The organism is Pseudonocardia sp., from assembly GCF_025965585.1.
In the GTDB taxonomy this organism is placed as follows: domain Bacteria; phylum Actinomycetota; class Actinomycetes; order Mycobacteriales; family Pseudonocardiaceae; genus Pseudonocardia.
The window spans coordinates 1-17,120 of sequence record NZ_JAOPWR010000067.1 but is presented as its reverse complement, the minus strand read 5'-3'; the positions used below and the strand labels follow the sequence as shown (position 1 = coordinate 17,120).

Annotated in this window: 22 protein-coding genes; 6 read left to right on the top strand and 16 right to left on the bottom strand. The window is 72.6% G+C overall.

Annotation, left to right across the window (positions count from 1 at the left end; genetic code table 11):
- The first annotated feature begins 140 nt into the window (after positions 1-140).
- Complete coding sequence (locus tag JWR81_RS04325) at positions 141-746, top strand: hypothetical protein (protein WP_297646806.1); 606 nt, start codon at positions 141-143, stop codon at positions 744-746.
- Between the two features lie 216 nt (positions 747-962).
- On the top strand, positions 963-2,417 hold the full coding sequence (locus JWR81_RS04320; RefSeq protein ID WP_297646805.1) for a catalase: 1,455 nt from the start codon (positions 963-965) through the stop codon (positions 2,415-2,417).
- A 139-nt stretch (positions 2,418-2,556) separates the two neighbouring features.
- Here JWR81_RS04320 and JWR81_RS04315 read toward each other — a convergent pair whose 3' ends face one another.
- The 7 genes from JWR81_RS04315 to JWR81_RS04285 form a co-directional block, all read right to left on the bottom strand.
- Positions 2,557-2,790 carry a DUF2630 family protein gene (locus JWR81_RS04315; RefSeq protein ID WP_367278731.1) on the bottom strand — a complete coding sequence of 78 codons (234 nt, stop codon included), beginning with the start codon at positions 2,788-2,790 and terminating at the stop codon, positions 2,557-2,559.
- Between the two features lie 34 nt (positions 2,791-2,824).
- Positions 2,825-3,376, bottom strand: coding sequence for a type 1 glutamine amidotransferase domain-containing protein (locus JWR81_RS04310; protein ID WP_297646801.1), 552 nt, complete (start codon positions 3,374-3,376; stop codon positions 2,825-2,827).
- Between the two features lie 483 nt (positions 3,377-3,859).
- Positions 3,860-4,057 (bottom strand): hypothetical protein, encoded by a 198-nt coding sequence (locus JWR81_RS04305; protein WP_367278730.1) that lies wholly within the window; start codon positions 4,055-4,057, stop codon positions 3,860-3,862.
- Between the two features lie 286 nt (positions 4,058-4,343).
- A complete protein-coding gene (locus tag JWR81_RS04300) occupies positions 4,344-4,805 on the bottom strand; it encodes an STAS domain-containing protein (RefSeq protein WP_297646798.1) in 462 nt (153 codons plus the stop codon).
- Positions 4,806-4,999: 194 nt separating this feature from the next.
- Positions 5,000-5,320, bottom strand: a complete 321-nt coding sequence (locus JWR81_RS04295; protein WP_297646796.1) for a hypothetical protein — start codon at positions 5,318-5,320, stop codon at positions 5,000-5,002.
- Positions 5,317-5,565 (bottom strand): ribbon-helix-helix protein, CopG family, encoded by a 249-nt coding sequence (locus JWR81_RS04290; RefSeq protein WP_297646795.1) that lies wholly within the window; start codon positions 5,563-5,565, stop codon positions 5,317-5,319. Before JWR81_RS04290 ends, JWR81_RS04295 begins: the two co-directional genes overlap by 4 nt.
- Positions 5,566-5,640: 75 nt before the next feature.
- A complete protein-coding gene (locus tag JWR81_RS04285) occupies positions 5,641-6,057 on the bottom strand; it encodes a hypothetical protein (protein ID WP_297646793.1) in 417 nt (138 codons plus the stop codon).
- Between the two features lie 330 nt (positions 6,058-6,387).
- Here JWR81_RS04285 and JWR81_RS34235 point away from each other — a divergent pair, with 330 nt between their 5' ends.
- The 3 genes from JWR81_RS34235 (at position 6,388) to JWR81_RS04270 (ending at position 8,910) form a co-directional block, all read left to right on the top strand.
- Positions 6,388-7,005, top strand: coding sequence for an STAS domain-containing protein (locus JWR81_RS34235; RefSeq protein ID WP_367278729.1), 618 nt, complete (start codon positions 6,388-6,390; stop codon positions 7,003-7,005).
- Positions 7,002-7,595 (top strand): hypothetical protein, encoded by a 594-nt coding sequence (locus tag JWR81_RS04275; RefSeq protein WP_297646789.1) that lies wholly within the window; start codon positions 7,002-7,004, stop codon positions 7,593-7,595. The genes JWR81_RS34235 and JWR81_RS04275 overlap by 4 nt, the downstream gene beginning before the upstream one ends.
- Positions 7,596-7,671: 76 nt before the next feature.
- Entirely contained in the window at positions 7,672-8,910 is a 1,239-nt protein-coding gene (locus JWR81_RS04270; protein ID WP_297646787.1) for a glycosyltransferase, read from the top strand.
- On the opposite strand, the gene JWR81_RS04265 is transcribed toward JWR81_RS04270, so the two are convergent.
- Positions 8,900-9,733 (bottom strand): SigB/SigF/SigG family RNA polymerase sigma factor, encoded by an 834-nt coding sequence (locus JWR81_RS04265; RefSeq protein ID WP_297646785.1) that lies wholly within the window; start codon positions 9,731-9,733, stop codon positions 8,900-8,902. The two genes, JWR81_RS04270 and JWR81_RS04265, sit on opposite strands and share 11 nt — an antisense overlap.
- 167 nt (positions 9,734-9,900) lie before the next feature.
- On the opposite strand from JWR81_RS04265, the gene JWR81_RS04260 reads away from it, so the two are divergent.
- Positions 9,901-10,980 (top strand): hypothetical protein, encoded by a 1,080-nt coding sequence (locus JWR81_RS04260; RefSeq protein ID WP_297646783.1) that lies wholly within the window; start codon positions 9,901-9,903, stop codon positions 10,978-10,980.
- Positions 10,981-11,012: 32 nt separating this feature from the next.
- Here the strand turns inward: JWR81_RS04260 and JWR81_RS04255 are convergent, their stop codons facing one another.
- The 8 genes from JWR81_RS04255 to JWR81_RS04220 form a co-directional block, all read right to left on the bottom strand.
- Positions 11,013-11,219 carry a hypothetical protein gene (locus JWR81_RS04255; RefSeq protein ID WP_297646781.1) on the bottom strand — a complete coding sequence of 69 codons (207 nt, stop codon included), beginning with the start codon at positions 11,217-11,219 and terminating at the stop codon, positions 11,013-11,015.
- Positions 11,220-11,369: 150 nt separating this feature from the next.
- A complete protein-coding gene (locus JWR81_RS04250; protein ID WP_297646779.1) occupies positions 11,370-12,251 on the bottom strand; it encodes an NmrA family NAD(P)-binding protein in 882 nt (293 codons plus the stop codon).
- The gene (locus tag JWR81_RS04245) at positions 12,248-12,493 is read right to left on the bottom strand and encodes a hypothetical protein (RefSeq protein ID WP_297646778.1); all 246 of its coding nucleotides are present in this window, start codon (positions 12,491-12,493) and stop codon (positions 12,248-12,250) included. The genes JWR81_RS04250 and JWR81_RS04245 overlap by 4 nt, the downstream gene beginning before the upstream one ends.
- 156 nt (positions 12,494-12,649) lie before the next feature.
- A complete protein-coding gene (locus JWR81_RS04240) occupies positions 12,650-12,910 on the bottom strand; it encodes a WhiB family transcriptional regulator (protein WP_297646820.1) in 261 nt (86 codons plus the stop codon).
- A 212-nt stretch (positions 12,911-13,122) separates the two neighbouring features.
- Positions 13,123-14,094: an AraC family transcriptional regulator gene (locus JWR81_RS04235; RefSeq protein WP_297646776.1), complete on the bottom strand. Its 972-nt coding sequence runs from the start codon at positions 14,092-14,094 to the stop codon at positions 13,123-13,125.
- Positions 14,095-14,159: 65 nt separating this feature from the next.
- Positions 14,160-14,462, bottom strand: coding sequence for an antibiotic biosynthesis monooxygenase (locus JWR81_RS04230; RefSeq protein ID WP_297646774.1), 303 nt, complete (start codon positions 14,460-14,462; stop codon positions 14,160-14,162).
- 117 nt (positions 14,463-14,579) lie between these two features.
- Complete coding sequence (locus JWR81_RS04225) at positions 14,580-15,173, bottom strand: MEDS domain-containing protein (protein WP_297646772.1); 594 nt, start codon at positions 15,171-15,173, stop codon at positions 14,580-14,582.
- Positions 15,174-15,327: 154 nt separating this feature from the next.
- Positions 15,328-16,764 carry a helix-turn-helix domain-containing protein gene (locus JWR81_RS04220; RefSeq protein ID WP_297646771.1) on the bottom strand — a complete coding sequence of 479 codons (1,437 nt, stop codon included), beginning with the start codon at positions 16,762-16,764 and terminating at the stop codon, positions 15,328-15,330.
- Between the last annotated feature and the right edge of the window lie 356 nt (positions 16,765-17,120).

Below are 17,120 nucleotides of genomic sequence, written 5' to 3'. Positions count from 1 at the left end.
GGGGGATCCGTGCGTTTGCCCGGTCTGCCGTCGGGTATCAGGTCGGACATGACGAACGCCGAGCCGGTCCCGCTCCCGCTCCCGCTGACGGACGACGAGCCCACCGGCGACGCATCACGGCGTGTCCGGGTGCGTGCCTGATGAGCGCCTGGGGCGCGCCGTCGGTGGTGCGGAGGGTGGTCCGGGTGCTGGCCTGGGCCGTGGTTCTCGTGCTGGGCGCGACGGGCATCGTCACGGCGGACTCCTTGGTCGTGATGCTCGTGGTCCTCGCCGCTGTGCTGGGTGCCGTGGGTGGGGCCGTGGCGGCCAAGAACGGTGGTGTCGGCGTGGTCGCCCGCGGCCGCGCGCGGCCGCCCGTGCTGGTGGGGGCGGTCACCGGGGGGTGCCTCATCCTCGTCGTCGCGGGGTTGGGGGCGATCGTCGGCCCGGTGGCCGTTCCGATCGTCGCGCTCACGGTGGGCCTCTTGGCGTGGCGCCGATGGCGCGGGGACGGCGGGTCCGGCCTCGAACCGGCAGAGCCCGCGGGCTCCCTCACGACCTTGACCAACGCGGAGCTCGGCCGGGCCTGGAGGCGCAGCCATGCCCGCCTCTCCGGCGTGCGGGACGCGGGCGAGCTGGAGCGGGTGTGCCTGCTGCGCCGCCGTCAGCTCGACGAGATGGAACGCCGCGACCCGGTCGGGTTCCGCCGCTGGATCGACAGCGGGTCGTGGATGATGGGCGATTCGGCGCCGTTCCTCGGCGGGTGAGGTCCGGATGGGGGTCAGCGGCGGGGGCCTGCCCTCGGACACCACGACTGCATCCTGCGCCCGTTGCGTCGTGGCCGGTCCCTGCGTGGCACCGGCCGGCCGGATCGAGGCCGTCAGACAGGTTTGGCGCGGCGCGCGACGGGACATTCGTCAGGGGGCGATCCGGGCAGGCCGCGAAGGGGCCCGTCCACGCCAGAACCGTGACGAGAGGTGGCCATGACCGACGCGCGCACGTTCACGACGACCGATGCCGGGATCCCGGTCGAGAGCGACGAGCACTCGCTGACGGTGGGCCCGGACGGCCCGGTCCTGCTGCAGGACAGCTACCTGATCGAGCAGATGGCCCAGTTCAACCGCGAGCGCATCCCCGAGCGCCAGCCGCATGCCAAGGGCAGCGGCGCGTTCGGCCGGTTCGAGGTGACCGGGGACGTCACCGCCCACACGAAGGCCGCGCTGTTCCAGCCGGGCGCGACGACCGAGATGGCCGCCCGGTTCTCGACGGTGGCGGGGGAACGCGGCAGCCCCGACACCTGGCGCGACCCGCGCGGTTTCGCGCTGAAGTTCTACACGTCCGACGGCAACTACGACATGGTCGGCAACAACACGCCGGTCTTCTTCGTCAAGGACCCGATGAAGTTCCAGCACTTCATCCGCAGCCAGAAGCGCCGCGCCGACAACAACCTGCGCGACCACGACATGCAGTGGGACTTCTGGACGCTGTCGCCGGAGTCCGCGCACCAGGTGACGTGGCTGATGGGCGACCGCGGCATCCCGCGCTCCTGGCGGCACATGAACGGCTACACCTCCCACACCTACATGTGGATCAACGAGGCCGGGGAGGAGTCCTGGGTCAAGTACCACTTCAAGACCGACCAGGGCGTGGAGTTCCTCCCCCAGCAGGAGGCCGACCAGATCGCGGCGACCGACACCGACTACCACATGCGCGACCTGTTCGAGCACATCCGCGAGGGTGACCACCCGAGCTGGACCCTGTACGTGCAGGTCATGCCGTACGGGGACGCGCCGGGTTACCGTTTCAACCCGTTCGACCTGACCAAGGTGTGGCCGCACGGCGACTACCCGCTGATCGAGGTCGGCCGGATGACGCTCGACCGCAACGCGACCGACAACCACACCGAGATCGAGCAGCTGGCGTTCCAGCCCAACAACTTCGTCCCCGGGATCGGCCCGAGCCCGGACCGGATGCTGCTCGGCAGGCTGTTCTCCTACGCCGACGCGCACCGCTACCGGCTCGGCGCCAACTACCAGCAGATCCCGGTCAACGCGCCGATCGTCCCGGTGCACTCCTACAGCAAGGACGGCGCGATGCGGATCCAGAAGGTGTCCGACCCCGTCTACGCGCCGAACTCCAAGGGCGGCCCGGTCGCCGACGTCAGCCGTGTCGGACGGATACCGAGCTGGCACGCCGACGGGGACATCATGCGCGCCGCCTACGTCGACCACGCCGAGGACGACGACTGGGGCCAGGCCGGCACGCTCGTGCGGGAGGTCCTGGACGACGCCGCACGCGAGCGGCTCGTCGACAACGTCTCCGGGCACCTGCTCGACGCCGTCACCGAGCCGGTGCTGCAGCGCGCGTTCGAGTACTGGCGCAACGTCGACAAGACGGTGGGTGAGCAGATCGAGTCGCAGGTCCGCGCCAAGGCGTAGACGCTGGGCGGCGCCCTACAGCCCGGCACCCGGTACGCCGCCGAGCCCGGCACCCGCGATCGCGGGCGCCGGGCTCGGCCTCTGTCCGCCCACGACGGTGGGCTGGTGGGTGGGGGCTCAGGAGGCGCCTCCGCGCCGGCTACTGCCGGTACTGTTCCACGACCGCGGGGTCACGGGCGTCCGCCTGGTCCGGGTCGAGGCCCGCGGACCGCCGGGCCCGGCGCTGGCGCAGGAGGTCCCAGCACTGGTCGATGTGCACCTCCACCGCGCGGAGGAACCGCATCTCGCTCTCGGAGAGCCCCCGACCGATGTGGGCCCGCTCGAGCCGGTGCTCGGTCTCGACGAGCCGGTTGATCTCCGCGACGATCTGCATGTCGTCCATCGTGTGCCGAGCTTCGCGCGGAAGCTTACACCCGGGCCCCGGAGAACTGCTCGACGATCGCCGCGCAGAACGCCGGCAGGTCCGCGGGGGAGCGGCTGGTGGTGAACTGCCCGTCGATGCAGACCTCCTGGTCGACGGGCTCCGCACCGGCGTGGCGCAGGTCCGTCCGCAGGCTCGGCCAGGACGTGAGCCGGCGGCCGCGGACGACGTCGGCCTCGATGAGCGTCCACGGGCCGTGGCAGATCGCCGCGACGGGCTTGCCGGTGGCCACGAACGCCTTGACGAAGCCGACGGCGTCCGGGTTGATCCGCAGCCCGTCGGGGTTGACCGTGCCCCCCGGCAGCAGCAGCGCGTCGTACTCGTCGACCGAGGCGTCGGTGACCAGCCGGTCGACCGCGAACGTCCCGGCCGAGACCATGTCCCACTGGCGGGCCTGGATCTCGCCGGGATGGATCGACAGCACGTCACTGCGGGCGCCGACGCCGTACAGCGCACCGCGCGGCTGCTCCAGCTCCACCCGTTCCACCCCGTCGGTGGCCAGGATCGCGATTCGCTTGCCTTCGAGGTCGTGCGCCATGGTGCTCCTCCGTGCGGGTGTGTGGGTGTCGAGCAGTGCGTGCCGTCGACCATGACCCGCGGGCGGGACGAGCGGGGAGGACCCACCAGGGCGAAGATCCCGCGCCACGCTTCGCCTGCCGGGCCGGGCCGCCGGGAGGTGCCGCTGGGTGCCTCCGGCGGGCCCGGAGGTGACCGCCCTGCCGCGCCCGTTGGCTGCCCAGCACGCCTCCCGGCCTGCGGGGATGGCGGGTCGGGCAGGGAATGGCGCCCCCGGGCCCAGGCGCCGGCGGCCGCCGATCGTCACGATCGGTCCCTACGATCGACGACCGACGAGGCGGCGCCATCCGTACGGTGTCGCTGCTGCGGACGCGAGGCTCCGGTGACCCGACCGGCGCAGGCCGATTCCACCGGCGGCCCGCGTGGTCGTCCCCGATCACCCCCCGGCCGGGTGACGCGGCCTCGGCCGGGGGCGCCGGCCCCACAACCTGCGGAAGCGCGGTTGTCACGCCGCCGCGAGCACCGCCCGCCCGGACGAGGTGAGCCGCGCGGGCCCGGGCCGGCGGCCGGCGGCGACGATCAGGCCGGCCCTCGCCAACCGTGGTCCGACGAACTGGTCGCAGCAGTACAGGCCGTCGACGGCGAGCGACCCACCGGACGCGTCGGACACCTCGCAACGCCCGTCGGCGACGGCCTGCAGCACCGCGAGGTCCCGGTGACTCAGTGTGGGCGGACGCCCGGCGCCGTCACACGGAAGCATGGATGCCGGGGCCGTGCGCCCGCCACACGCGACGATCGAGGAGCAGTTCGTCGTCCGCGGTCCTCGCGCTGCGACTGCCATGGCTCCACGGGCTCATCTCACGTTCTCCTTGCGGCGACCGCACTGCGCAGAGTGCATGACAACAGCCAGGTTCCCCCGCCTGCACCATGGTCATGTCGACCTGCGCGGACCAGATCCGCCGGATCGCCCCACCCCCGGAGGCCGACTCTCACGGGGCTTCGCGAGGGCGGTCGGTCCGGGGCCGGGGTGAGGGGCGGCGCGGCGGCGCGTCCTGACCCGCGAGGACCGGTCGCGGGTCGTGCGGGTTCGTCACGCCCAGAGCGGCGAGTGCCTCCGCGACACCGGGGTGCAGGTCGAAGACCTCGTGGAGCCCCGCGTCCGTGACCACGGCCCGCACGTGCGGCGAGCACACCAGGCACAGCCCGATCTCGAGCTCCCACGCCCGCGTCGCCACCCGGACCAGCATCGCGAGCCCGTTCGACGTCAGGCTGGACACGTCGCGCAGATCGAGCACCACACCCCACGGGTGTCGGTCCAGGGCGTGGTCGAGGGCGGCATCCAGGCGGGGCGAGGTCTCGCGGCCGAGCGGGCCGGGCATCACCGCCAGCAGCGGGATGCCCGGCCGCACGTCCTCGACGCGGACGTGCCCGGGCTGGGGAGCAGAACACATCTTTCCAGCCAAACGGTCGGATGCGCACGGGTCGATCCGTCCCGCGCGCGGTCCGGGACGATCGGCGCGGACAGCTCCCGCCCCGACCGGTCGCACACCGGGGTGGAAGGCGGCCCGGCAGGCGTTCGACGAGCCGGTGCTGCGCGGCCGGCTGCACAACCTGGAGTCCGTCGCGAGTTCCTCGGCCGCGGGCCCTAGTTCCCGATCAGCTCTCGGATCTGTGACGCGACGGCGGCGTGCCGCGCTGGATGCAGCTCGGCGACCTGCTCCTCGAGCACGCTGCTCGCCACCCAGACCAGCCGGTCGAGCATCGCGGTGCCTGCGTCGACGATGGGTTCGCGATAGGTGCCCTCGTAGATCGCGCGCGAGTCGACCTCGACCGCGATCACCCGGCGGTCCCCGAAGGCCGCGTTGTAGGTATCCGACGACACGACGAGGTAGTTCAGCGGGCCCATGACCTCGTCGCGGGAGACCCACACCTGCCCGTACCGGATCGGTGAGCGGGGCGCGCTCACTGCTCGTCGAGTGCCGCGATCGCCCGGCGGCGGCGCGCGATCGTCAACGCCGCCTCCTGCTCATCGGTGTAGGCGGACCCGCGGGCGTCCTCCTCGGCTCGTGCCCGCATCGCCTTGGCCAGGGAGGCCTGGTGCTGCAGGGCTGTGCGCACCCACTCCGACAAGTTCGTCCCGGCGTCCGCGGCCGCGGCCTTGACCTGTTCGGCCAGGCTGTCGTCGAGCTTCACCGCGATCTGCACCGTCATACGCCAAGCATGACAGATCGTCAGACGGGGTTCGAGCCCATCGACGTGGGCCGCCGGCCGAGGCCACGGCCGTCGCTACCCCTGTCGGGTCACCGGGACACCGGATCGATGTCCCGCCGGTGGCCTGGCCGGTGGCGCGGGCGTCGCGTGGCAGGCCCACATCAGCGCCTGTTCCAGCCCGGCGGCATAGTCCCGCCAGGGCGACGGTGGGCCGTACATGATGTCCTGTGCGGCCGCCAGCTCACGGACGACCGCGGTGGCGGCGATCCATGCCGGGTCGACGACTCCGGTCAACGGGCCCGGGCCGCCCTTGACGAGCCACCGGAGCGCGTCCCGGGCACCCTGGTCGAACCCGGTGCGGCCGCCGTCGGACCCGTCGGCCAGGACGGCCATCTGCTCGCTCAGCTGAGCGGGGTCCCGCAGCCGCGCCGGCGAGTCGGCTGCACGGGATCGCGGCGGCCGGTGATCGCGAGCCGGCTCGGGCCGGCTCATGCGGCACCGCCGCAGCCAGGCTCCGGCCGTCGGATCGAGGTCCCGATGACGAGGCTGCCCATCACGTCCCTCCCTGAGCGTCGGCTGGGCCGCAGCATGATGTGTGGTCGGACCGCTCCGCTTGCTCCTGGGAGGTCGAAGACCCGGGCGTCCCGTCCACCTGCCGGGCCGACGCCGACCCACCGGGTTGACCGGTCCCGGTCCTCATCGCGCCGTCAGGTCCAGGCGAGCCGTGCCGGCGACAGCGCACGGTGGTGGCTCCACCGCTGCATCCCGTGCGGCGGACCGCGACCCAGGAGGCGCCTGTGACTGCGACGATCCGAGCCCGCGATGTGCACCCTGGGGTTCCGGCGGACACGGCGGCGGCCCGACGCCGCCGGGACGATCAGGCTGACGCTGTCACGCCCGGCCGAGGACACGCTCCACGTCAGGGTCGCCGGCGAGATCGATACGCCCACCGCCGGGCTGTTGCGGCGCGTCGCGCTGACCGAGCTGGACCCGCCGCCCGAGCTGGTGGTCCTCGACGTGGCGCAGGTCGTGTTCTTCGCGGCGGGCGCCGTCACCACGCTGATCGACATCCAGGACACCGTCGAGCGCGCCGGAGGCCGGCTGTGCCTGCCGTTCCCGTCGCGGGCGGTGCGGCGGGTGCTCGAGCTCGTCGCGGTGGCGGACCGTTTCGGCCTCTACCCGGCGTCCCCGCCGGCGGAGTCGGGGTGCGACGTGTCCGAAGCCCGCGGACAGGCCATCCCCGGTGTCATCGGCCACCCTGGTGCCGGAGCGGAGAACCCGGCCCCACGGGTGCAGCGGCGACCCGTCTTTTCGCTCCGGCGGGTCGAGGTGCTCCCGTCGGTGCCGGGACATCGTCGGTGTCGCGATGCACGGCCGTGTCGTCGCAGCCGATCCTCGGGGAGATGCGCAGATGAAGGCTGGAGGTGGCGATGCGGGTGACGGTGCCTCGCGACGAGGCGCGACCGGACACGGGTGGTGAGGCGCCGTCCGGCAGCCCGCACTCCGGGCGGTCGTGGCGGCAACGACGCCTCGACCGGCGGCGAAGGGTCCGCCAGGACCTGCTCGCCGCCCAGGCGGCGGAACTGCACACCATCCGGTCCATCGCCGGGGCCGCGCGCGAGTTGGTCGCGGCCGGATGGCTGCAGAACGGCTGGTACGCCCATCGCACCCCGTCCGGGCTCGGCCACGTCACCAGCGCGCACGCGGCCGAGCGCTTCCACGACAGCCCGGTCGTCGCGGCCTGTCTCGTCGGGGCCATCGTCCACGCCGGAGGAGGCGCCACCGCGGCACACACCCAGCCCGTGCAACGCGCGATCACCCTGACCTGGCACACGCTGTTCGCCGACCCCACCGATCGGGTCCGGTGGTGCTCCCCGCCGGCTGAGCGCGCTGCCCGTGTCCGCGAGCTCACCAGCTGGAACGACCACCCCGGCCGGGCTCAGCACCACGTCATCGATCTTCTCCGCACGGTCGAGGAAGCCGCGGTCTCCCACGCCATCGACACGCGGTCACGACTGCTCGAGCCGTAGGAGGCGGAGCCGCGTCCGCACGTCGCGGTTCCTCATCCGCTACTGCAGGACCTGTGGAAGGACTTGGAGGTGCGCTGTGCACATCGCCATCGTGTCCGAGCACGCCGACCCGTCCACAGCGGGAAGCGTCGACGCCGGCGACCAGAACGCCCACGTCGCCGGGCTCGCCGTCGAGCTGGGCCGGGCCGGCCACGCCGTCACGGTCTGGACCCGTCGCACGGCCCCGGACACCCCGGCCACGAGCCGCTGGGTCGAGGGGGTGACCGTCCGGAGGCTCTGGGCCGGGCCGGCCGAGACCCTGCCCAGGGACCAGCTGGTGCAGCACCTGCCTCAGCTCGCCGACGGCCTGCGGCGGGCCTGGTCGGCCGATCCGCCCGACGTCGTCCACTCCCACTTCTGGATGTCCGGGCTGGCGGCGCTCGCGGCGGTGCGGCCGCTCGGGATCCCCCTGGTGCAGACCTTCCACGGGCTCGGCCACGTGGAGCGCCGCCACCTGGGCTCGGCCGACCCGAGCCCCCGCGGCCGGGTGGCGGCGGAACGGGCGGTCGCCCGTGCGGCCGACCGGGTCGTCGCCACCTACGCCGACGAGGCCACGGAGCTGATGCGGCTCGGGGCCCGGCACCCGACGATCGCCGTGGTGCCCTGCGGGGTGGACACCGACATGTTCCATCCGGTGGGGTCCGCCGCCCTCGTCGCCGATGGGCGCCACCGGCTGGTCGTGGTCCGCCGGTCGGTGTGCCGCGAGGGGGTCGACGAGGTGGTCGACGCACTGCGCAGGCTCCCGGGCACCGAGCTCGTGGTCGCGGGCGGGCCGCCGGCCGCCGATCTCGCGGAGGATCCCGACGCCCGCCGTGTGCTCGTCAGGGCCGAGCGGGCCGGGGTGGCCGGTCGGGTGCGGCTGCTGGGCGCGGTCGACCCGGCGGACATGCCGGCGCTGCTGCGCTCCGCCGACATCGTGGTGTGCCCCCCGTGGTTCGAGCCGTCCGGGCTGATGGCGCTGAGGGCCATGGCCTCCGGGCGTCCGGTCGTCGCCACGGAGGTGGGTGGCCTCGCGGAGACCGTCGTCGACGGTCTCACCGGCCTGTTCGTACCACCGCGGCGGCCCGACGTGCTGGCGACGTCGCTGCGCAGGCTGCTGGCCGCACCCGCGTTGCGCCAGGCGTTCGGCGTGGCCGGGCGGGCGCGGGCCGAGTCGTGCTACGACGCGGTGCGGGCGGCGGCCGACGTCGCCGCCGTCTACTCCGACGCCGTGTCCGCGCACCACCGGATCCCGGCTCCTCCCCGCGGCGCGGCACCGGCACGGCTCAGGCGGTGAGCTCCACCCGTAGCTGAGCGAGCGTCGCCTTCAGCAACCGCGACACGTGCATCTGCGAGACCCCGACCCGCTCGGCGATCTGGGGCTGGCTCATGTCGCCGTAGAAGCGCAGCAGCAGGATCGTCCGTTCGCGCTCGGCCAGGTTCTCGATCAGCGGAAGCAGCGTGTGCGTGTGCTCGAACCGGGCGACCTCGGGGTCTGTCCGGCCGAGCGCCGCCGCGAACCGGTTGACGTCATAGGAGGAGGAGTGCAGCTCGTCGCCGAGAGGCTCGTCGAGCGAGGCGCACCGGTAGGCCTGGTTGGCCTGCAGGCCGTCGGCGACGTCGGCGGGGGACACCTCGAGCAGCGCCGCGATCTCGTTGGGCCGCGGTGCCCGTCCCAGCTCCTGGCTCAATGTCGCGGTGGCTCCCTGGATGGCGAACTGCAGCTCCTTGAGCCGCCGGGGGACGCGGATCATCCACGCGCGGTCGCGGAAGTAGCGCAGCACCTCTCCGGTGATCGTCGGCACGGCGAAGCACAGGAAGTTGGACTCGCGGTCGGGCTCGAACCGGTCGACCGCCTGGACCAGGCCCAGCGCGGCCACCTGTTCCAGATCCTGCAGGTCCTCGTTTCGGTTGGTGTAGCGGCGCGCGATGTGCCGGGCGACGGGCAGGTAGCCGGCGATGAGGCGTTCGCGGAGCAGCGCACGCTGGGGATGCCCCGCGGGCAGCTCGGTCATGGCGGTGAACAGCGGCCCGAGCTGCGCGTAGTCGTCGGTCTGCCGACGGTGGGTCCGCGTGTACTGGGTGGGGCGGGCGTGCCGGTGCTCGCGTGCCTCGGTCATCGGGCGGTACCCCCTTCGTCGACGGCGGTCCTACGATCGTGTCGGGGTCCGGCCGGTGGTTCGTCGGCTCCCGCGGTCCAACACCCCGCTCGCCGTTCGCCACGCGAGGCTCAAATGCAGCGGCGCGCCGACGCTGCGGTGAGTCGGGCCGGCCGGGGGGTACTACCATGTTCGTGATCTTCGAGCTGCCCGAGACGGCCCCCGAGCAGCGTCGGACGGTCGTCGTCGGGCTGCTCGCCGTCCCGCCCGACGCACCCCTCCTGCTGACGGTGGCGATCGTCGCCGACCTGGTCCGCGACCTGTACGAGCGCGTGGACCGCACGGTCACCTGGGAGGTTCGTACCGGTGCGGACGTCTGCGACGAGCGGGGTGGCGGCACCGGCGCGCTGCTCGACCTCGCGGCCCGGCACCGTGAGGAACAGGGCTGGGACGTGGTCGTCTGCGTCACCGACGTGCCGCTGCGCGAGGGCAACCGACTCGTGGTCGCCCACGCGTCCGCCCGGCGGCAGACAGGGCTGGTGTCGCTGCCCGCCCTCGGGTTCGGGCAGCGGGCGCTGACACGGTCGATCGCCGCCGGCCTCGTGGACGGGCTGCTCGCCCGGGTCCCCGGGGACAGCTTCGCCCGCCTCGTCGAGGAGATCGCCCCGGTGCACGGCTTCGCCGACCGGGTCGAGGACGGCGAGGTCGGGTTCACCGCGGCTCCGCTCAGCGGCCGGCTCCGCCTGGTGATCGGCATGGTGCGCGACAACCGGCCGGGCCGGGCGATGCTGGGCCTGTCGAGGCTGCTGGTCGCCGCTCTGGGGACCGCGGCGTTCGCCCTGGCCACCGATACCCTCTGGATCATGAGTGCGGCCCTGGACGGGGTGCGCCTCACGACGGTGATGCTCACGTCGATCGCGGTGATGGTCGGCTACCTGGTCTGGGACCACGGCCTGTGGGAGTCGCCGTCGGAGAAGCTGCCCCGCGCGCAGGCGAGGCTGTTCAACGTGGCCACGGTGCTCACGCTGCTGATCGCGATGACGGTGCTGTTCGTCGGGCTGATGGTGGTGACGTTCATGGCCGCCGTGTTGCTCATCGACGGGTCGGTCCTGGGGGCGCGCCTGGGCCGGCCGGTAGGCATCGTCGACTACCTCGTCCTCGCCTGGTTCGTGAGCTCGCTCGCCACGGTCGGCGGGGCGGTCGGGTCCGGGCTGGAGCGCGACGAGGCGGTTCGGGCGTCCGCCTACGGCCGGCACCCCGATCCCTGACTCCGGATCACTGGCACGAGAGTGACTCCGGATCACTGCCACGAGAGGCCGTCGTCGGTGTCCCCGAAGGTGCCGTCGTCGCCGTGGATCGCCGCGATCACCCAGTTCACGTCCGGCTCGACCACGCCGTCCTCGGTGGCCGGTGGGACGAGCTCGGTCACCGGTGGCTGGTCCGCACCGTGATCATCCCCGTGCGCGTACTCGGCTGTGGTCATCCCCGCTGTGGTCGTCTCGTACATGGTCATCAGCATCGCGGCCGTCCGATGGCGACGCTTCAGTCCGCCGGGCCGGTCCTGGCCGTGGAGGCTGGACCTCCGGTGTCGTGTCCGTTCCGGGCCCGGCCTGGGCGCCGTCACGGGCTCGCGGAGAACCCACCGGTCGGCGTCGGTTCAGAAGTACGACGCTCCCGACGGCGCACCGAGGAACGCCCCGCGCTGCTTGCCCAGCCACCTCTCGATCGGGCGCGGGTTCTCTCCGGTCACGTCCCGCACGTCGCCCGTGACCACGTTGCACCCGCCGTGCCGGATCCAGTCGAACATCTCGAGCATGCCCTCGCACTCCCAGGGGCCCACCCCCTTCGCCCGCAGCGCTGACCGCGTCCGCGACGGCGTCGACTCGGCGTGGTCGACCTGACGGGCGAACACCGCGGAGATCCGCTTGGCCACGTCGGCGTAGGTCAACGCCTCGGGCCCGGTCACGACGTAGGTCGGTCCGTCGCCGTCACACGACATCAGCGCGTGGGCGGCGGTCGCAGCGACGTCCCGGGCGGCGACGAAACCGACCCGGCCCCTCCCGACCGGCGCGCTGAGCAGCCCGTTCTCCCTGATCTCGTCGGTCCAGGCGAGCAGGTTCTCCATGTACGGGCAGGCGGCCACGTAGGTCACCGGCAGGCCCGTCGCCTCCAGGTGCCGGGCGACCCCGCGGTGGCTGCGCATGAACCGCACGTCGCAGTCGAGGTCCTGGAAGCCGTCCGTGGCCAGCTTCACGACGTGCGGACGATGTCCGGCAGCCACGAGCGCGTCGACGAAGACCACCTCCATCTCCTCCTGCGCCTCGCCGGCGGGGCTCATCAGGAAGACGCGGTCGAACGCCTGGAGTGTGTCCGGGGGCGGCGGATCGCCGAGTGTGGAGACGATGTGCCCGGCCACCCGCGGGAGGGCCATCACCCGGGCCGGCACCCGCACCATCGCCGTGGCACGGGCTCCGGCCTCGGTCAGGTACTCGGCCACGCGGTAGCCCACTCTTCCGGTGGCCCCGGTCACGAGGATCACGGCCGCACCTCCGGCGGGGTCGTCGGTCCGGACGTGTCCGGCGGTGTCGTCGGTCCGGACGTGGTGGTCGGCGGGGAGGTGGGTCGCAGCGTGCAGCCGCGGGTCGCGGGGGCGTAGTCGTGCAGGTGGATCTCCGCCCGTTCGTGGTCCCCGTCGGCGTTGGCCTTCCGCAGGGACCGGAGCACGGCGTGGGGCGCACCGTCGACGATCACCTGGTAGCACGACTCGCACAGCCGGATCATGACCACGACACCTCGCTCCGACCGATTCGTCAGTCGGCGTCCGCGGGCCTGCCCCGCGACGCCCGGGTCGGATGGCCAGGATGTCCGGACATCGTCCCCTGGCGCCTCGGCCCGCGGTCACCATCCGGAGTGGTGGGGGCAGCCCCGGCAGGCTGGTCAGCGGTTCGGCACCTGCTCCGGCACCTGGTCCGCCGGATTCCGCAGGCGTCGTTGGGCCTCGCGGCGCTCGTCGGCGTCGAGCCCTCCCCAGACGCCCTCCTCGTGACCCGCGCGCATCGCCCAGCGCAGACACTGCTCGCGAACGGAGCACGGACGGCACACCGCCTTGGCCGCACGCGCCTGGCGCTGGGCCGGCAGACCGGACCCGATCGGGAAGAAGGTCTCCGGGTCGAGGTTGCGGCAGGCCGCGTGTTCCATCCAGGCGGCGTCGGCGGCGCGGACGACCGGAGGCGCACCGTGCGTACTCGTTCGCCCGCGGGTCATGTCTCCTCCTCGGTGGCTGCTCCCCACCTCATCGACGATGCCCCGGCGCGGACCTCGTCCACGTCGACCTCCCAGGTCGGGGATGGGGCGCTTCCCTTCGCCTGCGGGGCCGATCCGGTGGCAGCACCCGGCTGCCGTGGACGTCGTCAGCGCCGCATCCCCCGGCGCATCGTCGTCGACGGGGAGACCCCGTAGTGCGCACGGTAGGTCGCGGCGAACCGGCCGGTGTGGGTGAAGCCCCAGCGCCGTGCGACGCCGCCGATGGTCGTGGTCGCCGGATCGGAGGTCCCAAGCTCCTCGTGGGCGCGCGCGAGCCTGACCTGGCGGAGATGCTGGAACGGTGTGGTGTCGAGGTACCGCCGGAACATCTCCTGCAGGGTGCGGACGCTCACATGAGCGATCCGGGCCATGCCGGCGAGGGTGAAGTCCTCGGCAGGGTTGGCGTGCACCGCTTCCACGACGAGCCGCAACGCCCTCGGACCGTACGAGGGCGCCGGGGCGTCGAGCGCGTCGCGGTAGGGATGGTCGACGCTGCGCAGCAGGCCGTGCAGGACGGCCTCGCGCAGTGGCGAGGCCACGATGCTGTCGGCGGCCAGGCCGTCGGGGCGCGACTCCGCGGCGAGCAGACGCACCAGCCGGGCCCAGCCCCGTCCCGGGCCCGCGCGCAGGTCCACCATGGGTCCCACCTCCAGAGGGGTGGGGACGGGTCGCCCCAGGATGGCCTCCAGCGCGTCCTCGAGCGCTCGCGGTGCGATCTTCACGGCGAACGACCCGTAGTCGTCGCTGGTGGTCATGGCGACGGCTCCGGTCGCACGGAACACCGCGGCCCTGGTCGGGTCGATGTCCACCACGCTGTGGCGATGCTCGACGAGCATGGCGCCCCGGGAGGGGAAGTTGACGTAGACGGATCCGACCTCCTCGATGCCGATCCGCATCGCGGAGGTGTACCAGGCGTGGCCCACGGTCAACGGACCGTCCACGGTGCCCTCGAACCGGAACTCGTAGCGAGATCTCGACGAACCCAGGTCGAGCGTGGTCGGGAAGTAGTTCGCCGCGATCGCGGCGCGGGCGTCGTCGAGATCGAACTCGTGGAACGAGAACGGGACAAGGTCGGACACCGGTCAGCGGCCTCCTCGGCCGCGGCTCCGCCGGGATCAGCCGGCGAGCGGGGGGCTTCTGTGTATCAGGGCAGCTTCGACGCGAGGACGTCGATCGGCTTGATGTCCGGCGGCGCGCTGAACAGCTCGCCGGCACGCTCCCCGAGCGCCTTGGCGACCTGGCCCTGCAGGTGGGCGGTCCGTCCGGCGTCGTCGGGGAAGAAGTCGATGATGGCGTACGTGCTCGGTCCGAGCTTGACGCCGAACCACACCACGGTGGCGGGTTCCTCGTCGACCAGCTTGCGGCCGACCTGCAGGAACTCCTCGACGTCTCGCTCCTTGCCCGGCTTGGCCTCCAGGGTGACCAGCAACCCCACCGCTACCGCCACGTCGAACTCCCTCGTCTCGTGGTCGTGAACGCGCACCAGAATCGGGTCCGGCCACGGAGGCGCGCTTGCTCCCGGGGGGCCGGACCTCCCGAGGCCCGGTCGCCCTGCGAGGACAGGTCAGTGGCCGCTCGTCACCGGCTCGTCGACCCGGATGTAATAGGGGTTCTCGAGGATCACCCCGCTCATCCACACCTTGGGGTGCGCCCGCATCACGGAGAAGACCGCGTTCCCGCCGAACCGGTCCAGGTCGTACATGCACACGCAGCTCTGCGGGTAGGAGCGCGCCCACACCGTGGCACGGGCCTCGTAGGCCGTCAGGTCCTCGAGGAACGGGTCCGAGACCAGCGGCAGTGCCCAGCTCATGTCCGCCGCGAGCCGAGCGAACTTCCGGCCGTCCTCCTCGAAGCACGACCGTGACCATTCCCGCAGGAACTCCAGCATGGGCTCGCCGGAGAAGGCGCCGGTGCGCAGGTACGCGTTGCGTGGTTCGGTGACGATCAGCTTGCTGACGTCGTGGTCCCGGCCGAGCACCGACCTCAGCTCCACACTCTCACCGTCGGCGGCCAGGCACAGGCAGGTGTCGCCCTCGCGAAGGCCCGCCCTCAGGAACGGCATCATGAGCCGGTCGCGTTCGTCGCGACCGCGGTAGAGCGCGCAGATGTGGTCGAAGGGTTCGGCCGGAATGCCGCCGACGATCTGGTCGTAGCCCATGCTTCTCCTCGGCTGTTCGGTCCGCGGGCCGACACGGCCGGCCCCGTCGCCCTGCGCAGGCCATCACCTGCCCGGAGGCGACAGTGCACTCACGAGACGGATGTTGCGCAAGGGACGGGCGTGGTTTGGGCCCGGCAGGCCGAAGCGGTCTCGGTCAGGACGAGCCGCGCAGGACCTGCCAGGCGCGGGCGGCCACGTGAAGGTTGAGGCGGGTCTCGACGTCGCCGAGATCGTGACCGGTGAGCTCGCGGATGCGACGCAGCCGGTAGCGCAGGGTGCTGCGATGGATGAGCAGGGCGTGTGCGGTGGCGTCGTAGTTGCCGCCGCACTCGTAGTACTGCCACAGCGTCGTCACGAGATCGGAGTGGTTGGCCGCGTCGTAGCCGATGAGCGGCCCGAGCCACTCGTGCACGTACTCGCCGACCTCCCGGTCGTCGCCGCCTGCGGCCAGGAGCCGGTAGATGCCCAGCTCGGCGAACGTCGTCACGCCGTACGGCGAAGCGGAGTCCTTCCTGATGCGCAGTGCCCGCAGCGCCTCCTTGTACGAGCGTGGCAGTTCGGACGGTCGAGAGCACGGCCTCCCCACCCCGATCGCGCCGTCGCCCGAGCGCATGGTGGCTGCGACGGCCCGGTGCAGGTCGTTCCACCGGTCGAGCTCGCCCCAGGTCTCCGGCCGGTGCGCGACGAGCACCACGTCGCCGGCGCGGCGGCCGAGGAGCGCCCCCGTGTCGAGCACCCGGGTCGCCGCTCGCGCCACCGCTCGGGCGAGCCCGTCGTGCCCGTCCAACTCCTTCCATGCGATGACCAGGACCTGGTGCGGCCGCGACAGGTCGTGGCCGAGTGCGGTGGCGCGGAGCAGCGCGCTGTCGTCGTCGGCGCCGCTGAGCAGGTCCTCGACGAGATCCCCGCGCAGCCGGAGCTCCGTCTCGGCCAGCCCGCGCAGATGTGTCAGCTCCATCGCGAGCACGACGGCGCCGTGCTCGAGGGCGAACAGCTCGTGCGGCCCCGCGCGATGCCCCGGGTCGACGAGCGCCAGTACCCCCAGCACCTGGTCGCGGGACTGGGCCAGGGCGAGGAGCCGTTCCCGGTGGCGCGTCGGTCGTCCGTTGCGCCGGATCTCGGTCAACAGCTCGCCCCGCTGCCGGGCGGCGGGCCGCGGATAGCCCGTGGGACGGTCCGGACCACCCCATGCGCGGAGGTTGCCGAACTGGTCCTCCACGGCCACCGCGAGCCCGGTCAGATCGTGGAGCACGGCGGCGATCCCGGCCTCCCCGCCGCCCGACGCGGCCGCCTCGGTGAGCAGCTCGTGGATCCGTCCACGCCCCTCCAGGTCGGCGACGGCCGCCTTGAGCTGGTCGTTGACCACGGCGAGCCGTTCGTTGAGCTCCCGCAGCTCGATCCCCTGCTCCCGCTCGCTGCGGTGCAGCGCGGCACTGTGCAGCGCGGCACCGGTCTGCTGAGCGAGCGTCGTGAGGAGGAACCGTTCGTCGGGTGTCGGCGTGACATCCGCCGACACCACCAGGTAGCCGGAGTGCCCCCCGACGGCCCGCAGCGGGTACGCCCACCCCCATTCCCGGTGGGGGAGTGCCACGGGACCGTCCACACCGCCGAGCGCAGTGAGCTGATCGTCAATCTGCCCGTTCGCGCTGGCGGGCTCTGGGGACTGGTTCGGGACGAGGTACGTGCCCTCCGCCCGGCACGGGCCCAGAGCGGCCACCGAGCTGACGGCGAGACTGAGGATCTCCGGCTCAGCCGTACGGTCGAACAACGTCATGGACAGTGCGAACACACTGCTGAGCTTTGACAACTGTTCACGGAGCGCCGATACCACCTCGTCATCGTCCATGGATCGCCCAACCAGCTCGGGGACGCTGAGCACGTAGGAGAGGGGACGCTACCGGTTACCGGCGAGGATGCCGAGGACCGTTCGCCGATCGAAACCCCCGG

What these genes read in the sequence shown, in the direction of transcription:
- JWR81_RS04325 (WP_297646806.1), top strand. Translation starts at nt 141, where the DNA reads ATGAGCGCCTGGGGCGCGCCGTCGGTGGTGCGGAGGGTGGTCCGGGTG.
- JWR81_RS04320 (WP_297646805.1), top strand. Translation starts at nt 963, where the DNA reads ATGACCGACGCGCGCACGTTCACGACGACCGATGCCGGGATCCCGGTC.
- JWR81_RS04315 (WP_367278731.1), bottom strand. Translation starts at nt 2,790, where the DNA reads ATGCAGATCGTCGCGGAGATCAACCGGCTCGTCGAGACCGAGCACCGG.
- JWR81_RS04310 (WP_297646801.1), bottom strand. Translation starts at nt 3,376, where the DNA reads ATGGCGCACGACCTCGAAGGCAAGCGAATCGCGATCCTGGCCACCGAC.
- JWR81_RS04300 (WP_297646798.1), bottom strand. Translation starts at nt 4,805, where the DNA reads ATGTGTTCTGCTCCCCAGCCCGGGCACGTCCGCGTCGAGGACGTGCGG.
- JWR81_RS04290 (WP_297646795.1), bottom strand. Translation starts at nt 5,565, where the DNA reads ATGACGGTGCAGATCGCGGTGAAGCTCGACGACAGCCTGGCCGAACAG.
- JWR81_RS04285 (WP_297646793.1), bottom strand. Translation starts at nt 6,057, where the DNA reads ATGAGCCGGCCCGAGCCGGCTCGCGATCACCGGCCGCCGCGATCCCGT.
- JWR81_RS34235 (WP_367278729.1), top strand. Translation starts at nt 6,388, where the DNA reads ATGTGCACCCTGGGGTTCCGGCGGACACGGCGGCGGCCCGACGCCGCC.
- JWR81_RS04265 (WP_297646785.1), bottom strand. Translation starts at nt 9,733, where the DNA reads ATGACCGAGGCACGCGAGCACCGGCACGCCCGCCCCACCCAGTACACG.
- JWR81_RS04260 (WP_297646783.1), top strand. Translation starts at nt 9,901, where the DNA reads ATGTTCGTGATCTTCGAGCTGCCCGAGACGGCCCCCGAGCAGCGTCGG.
- JWR81_RS04255 (WP_297646781.1), bottom strand. Translation starts at nt 11,219, where the DNA reads ATGTACGAGACGACCACAGCGGGGATGACCACAGCCGAGTACGCGCAC.
- JWR81_RS04245 (WP_297646778.1), bottom strand. Translation starts at nt 12,493, where the DNA reads ATGATCCGGCTGTGCGAGTCGTGCTACCAGGTGATCGTCGACGGTGCG.
- JWR81_RS04240 (WP_297646820.1), bottom strand. Translation starts at nt 12,910, where the DNA reads ATGGAACACGCGGCCTGCCGCAACCTCGACCCGGAGACCTTCTTCCCG.
- JWR81_RS04225 (WP_297646772.1), bottom strand. Translation starts at nt 15,173, where the DNA reads ATGGGCTACGACCAGATCGTCGGCGGCATTCCGGCCGAACCCTTCGAC.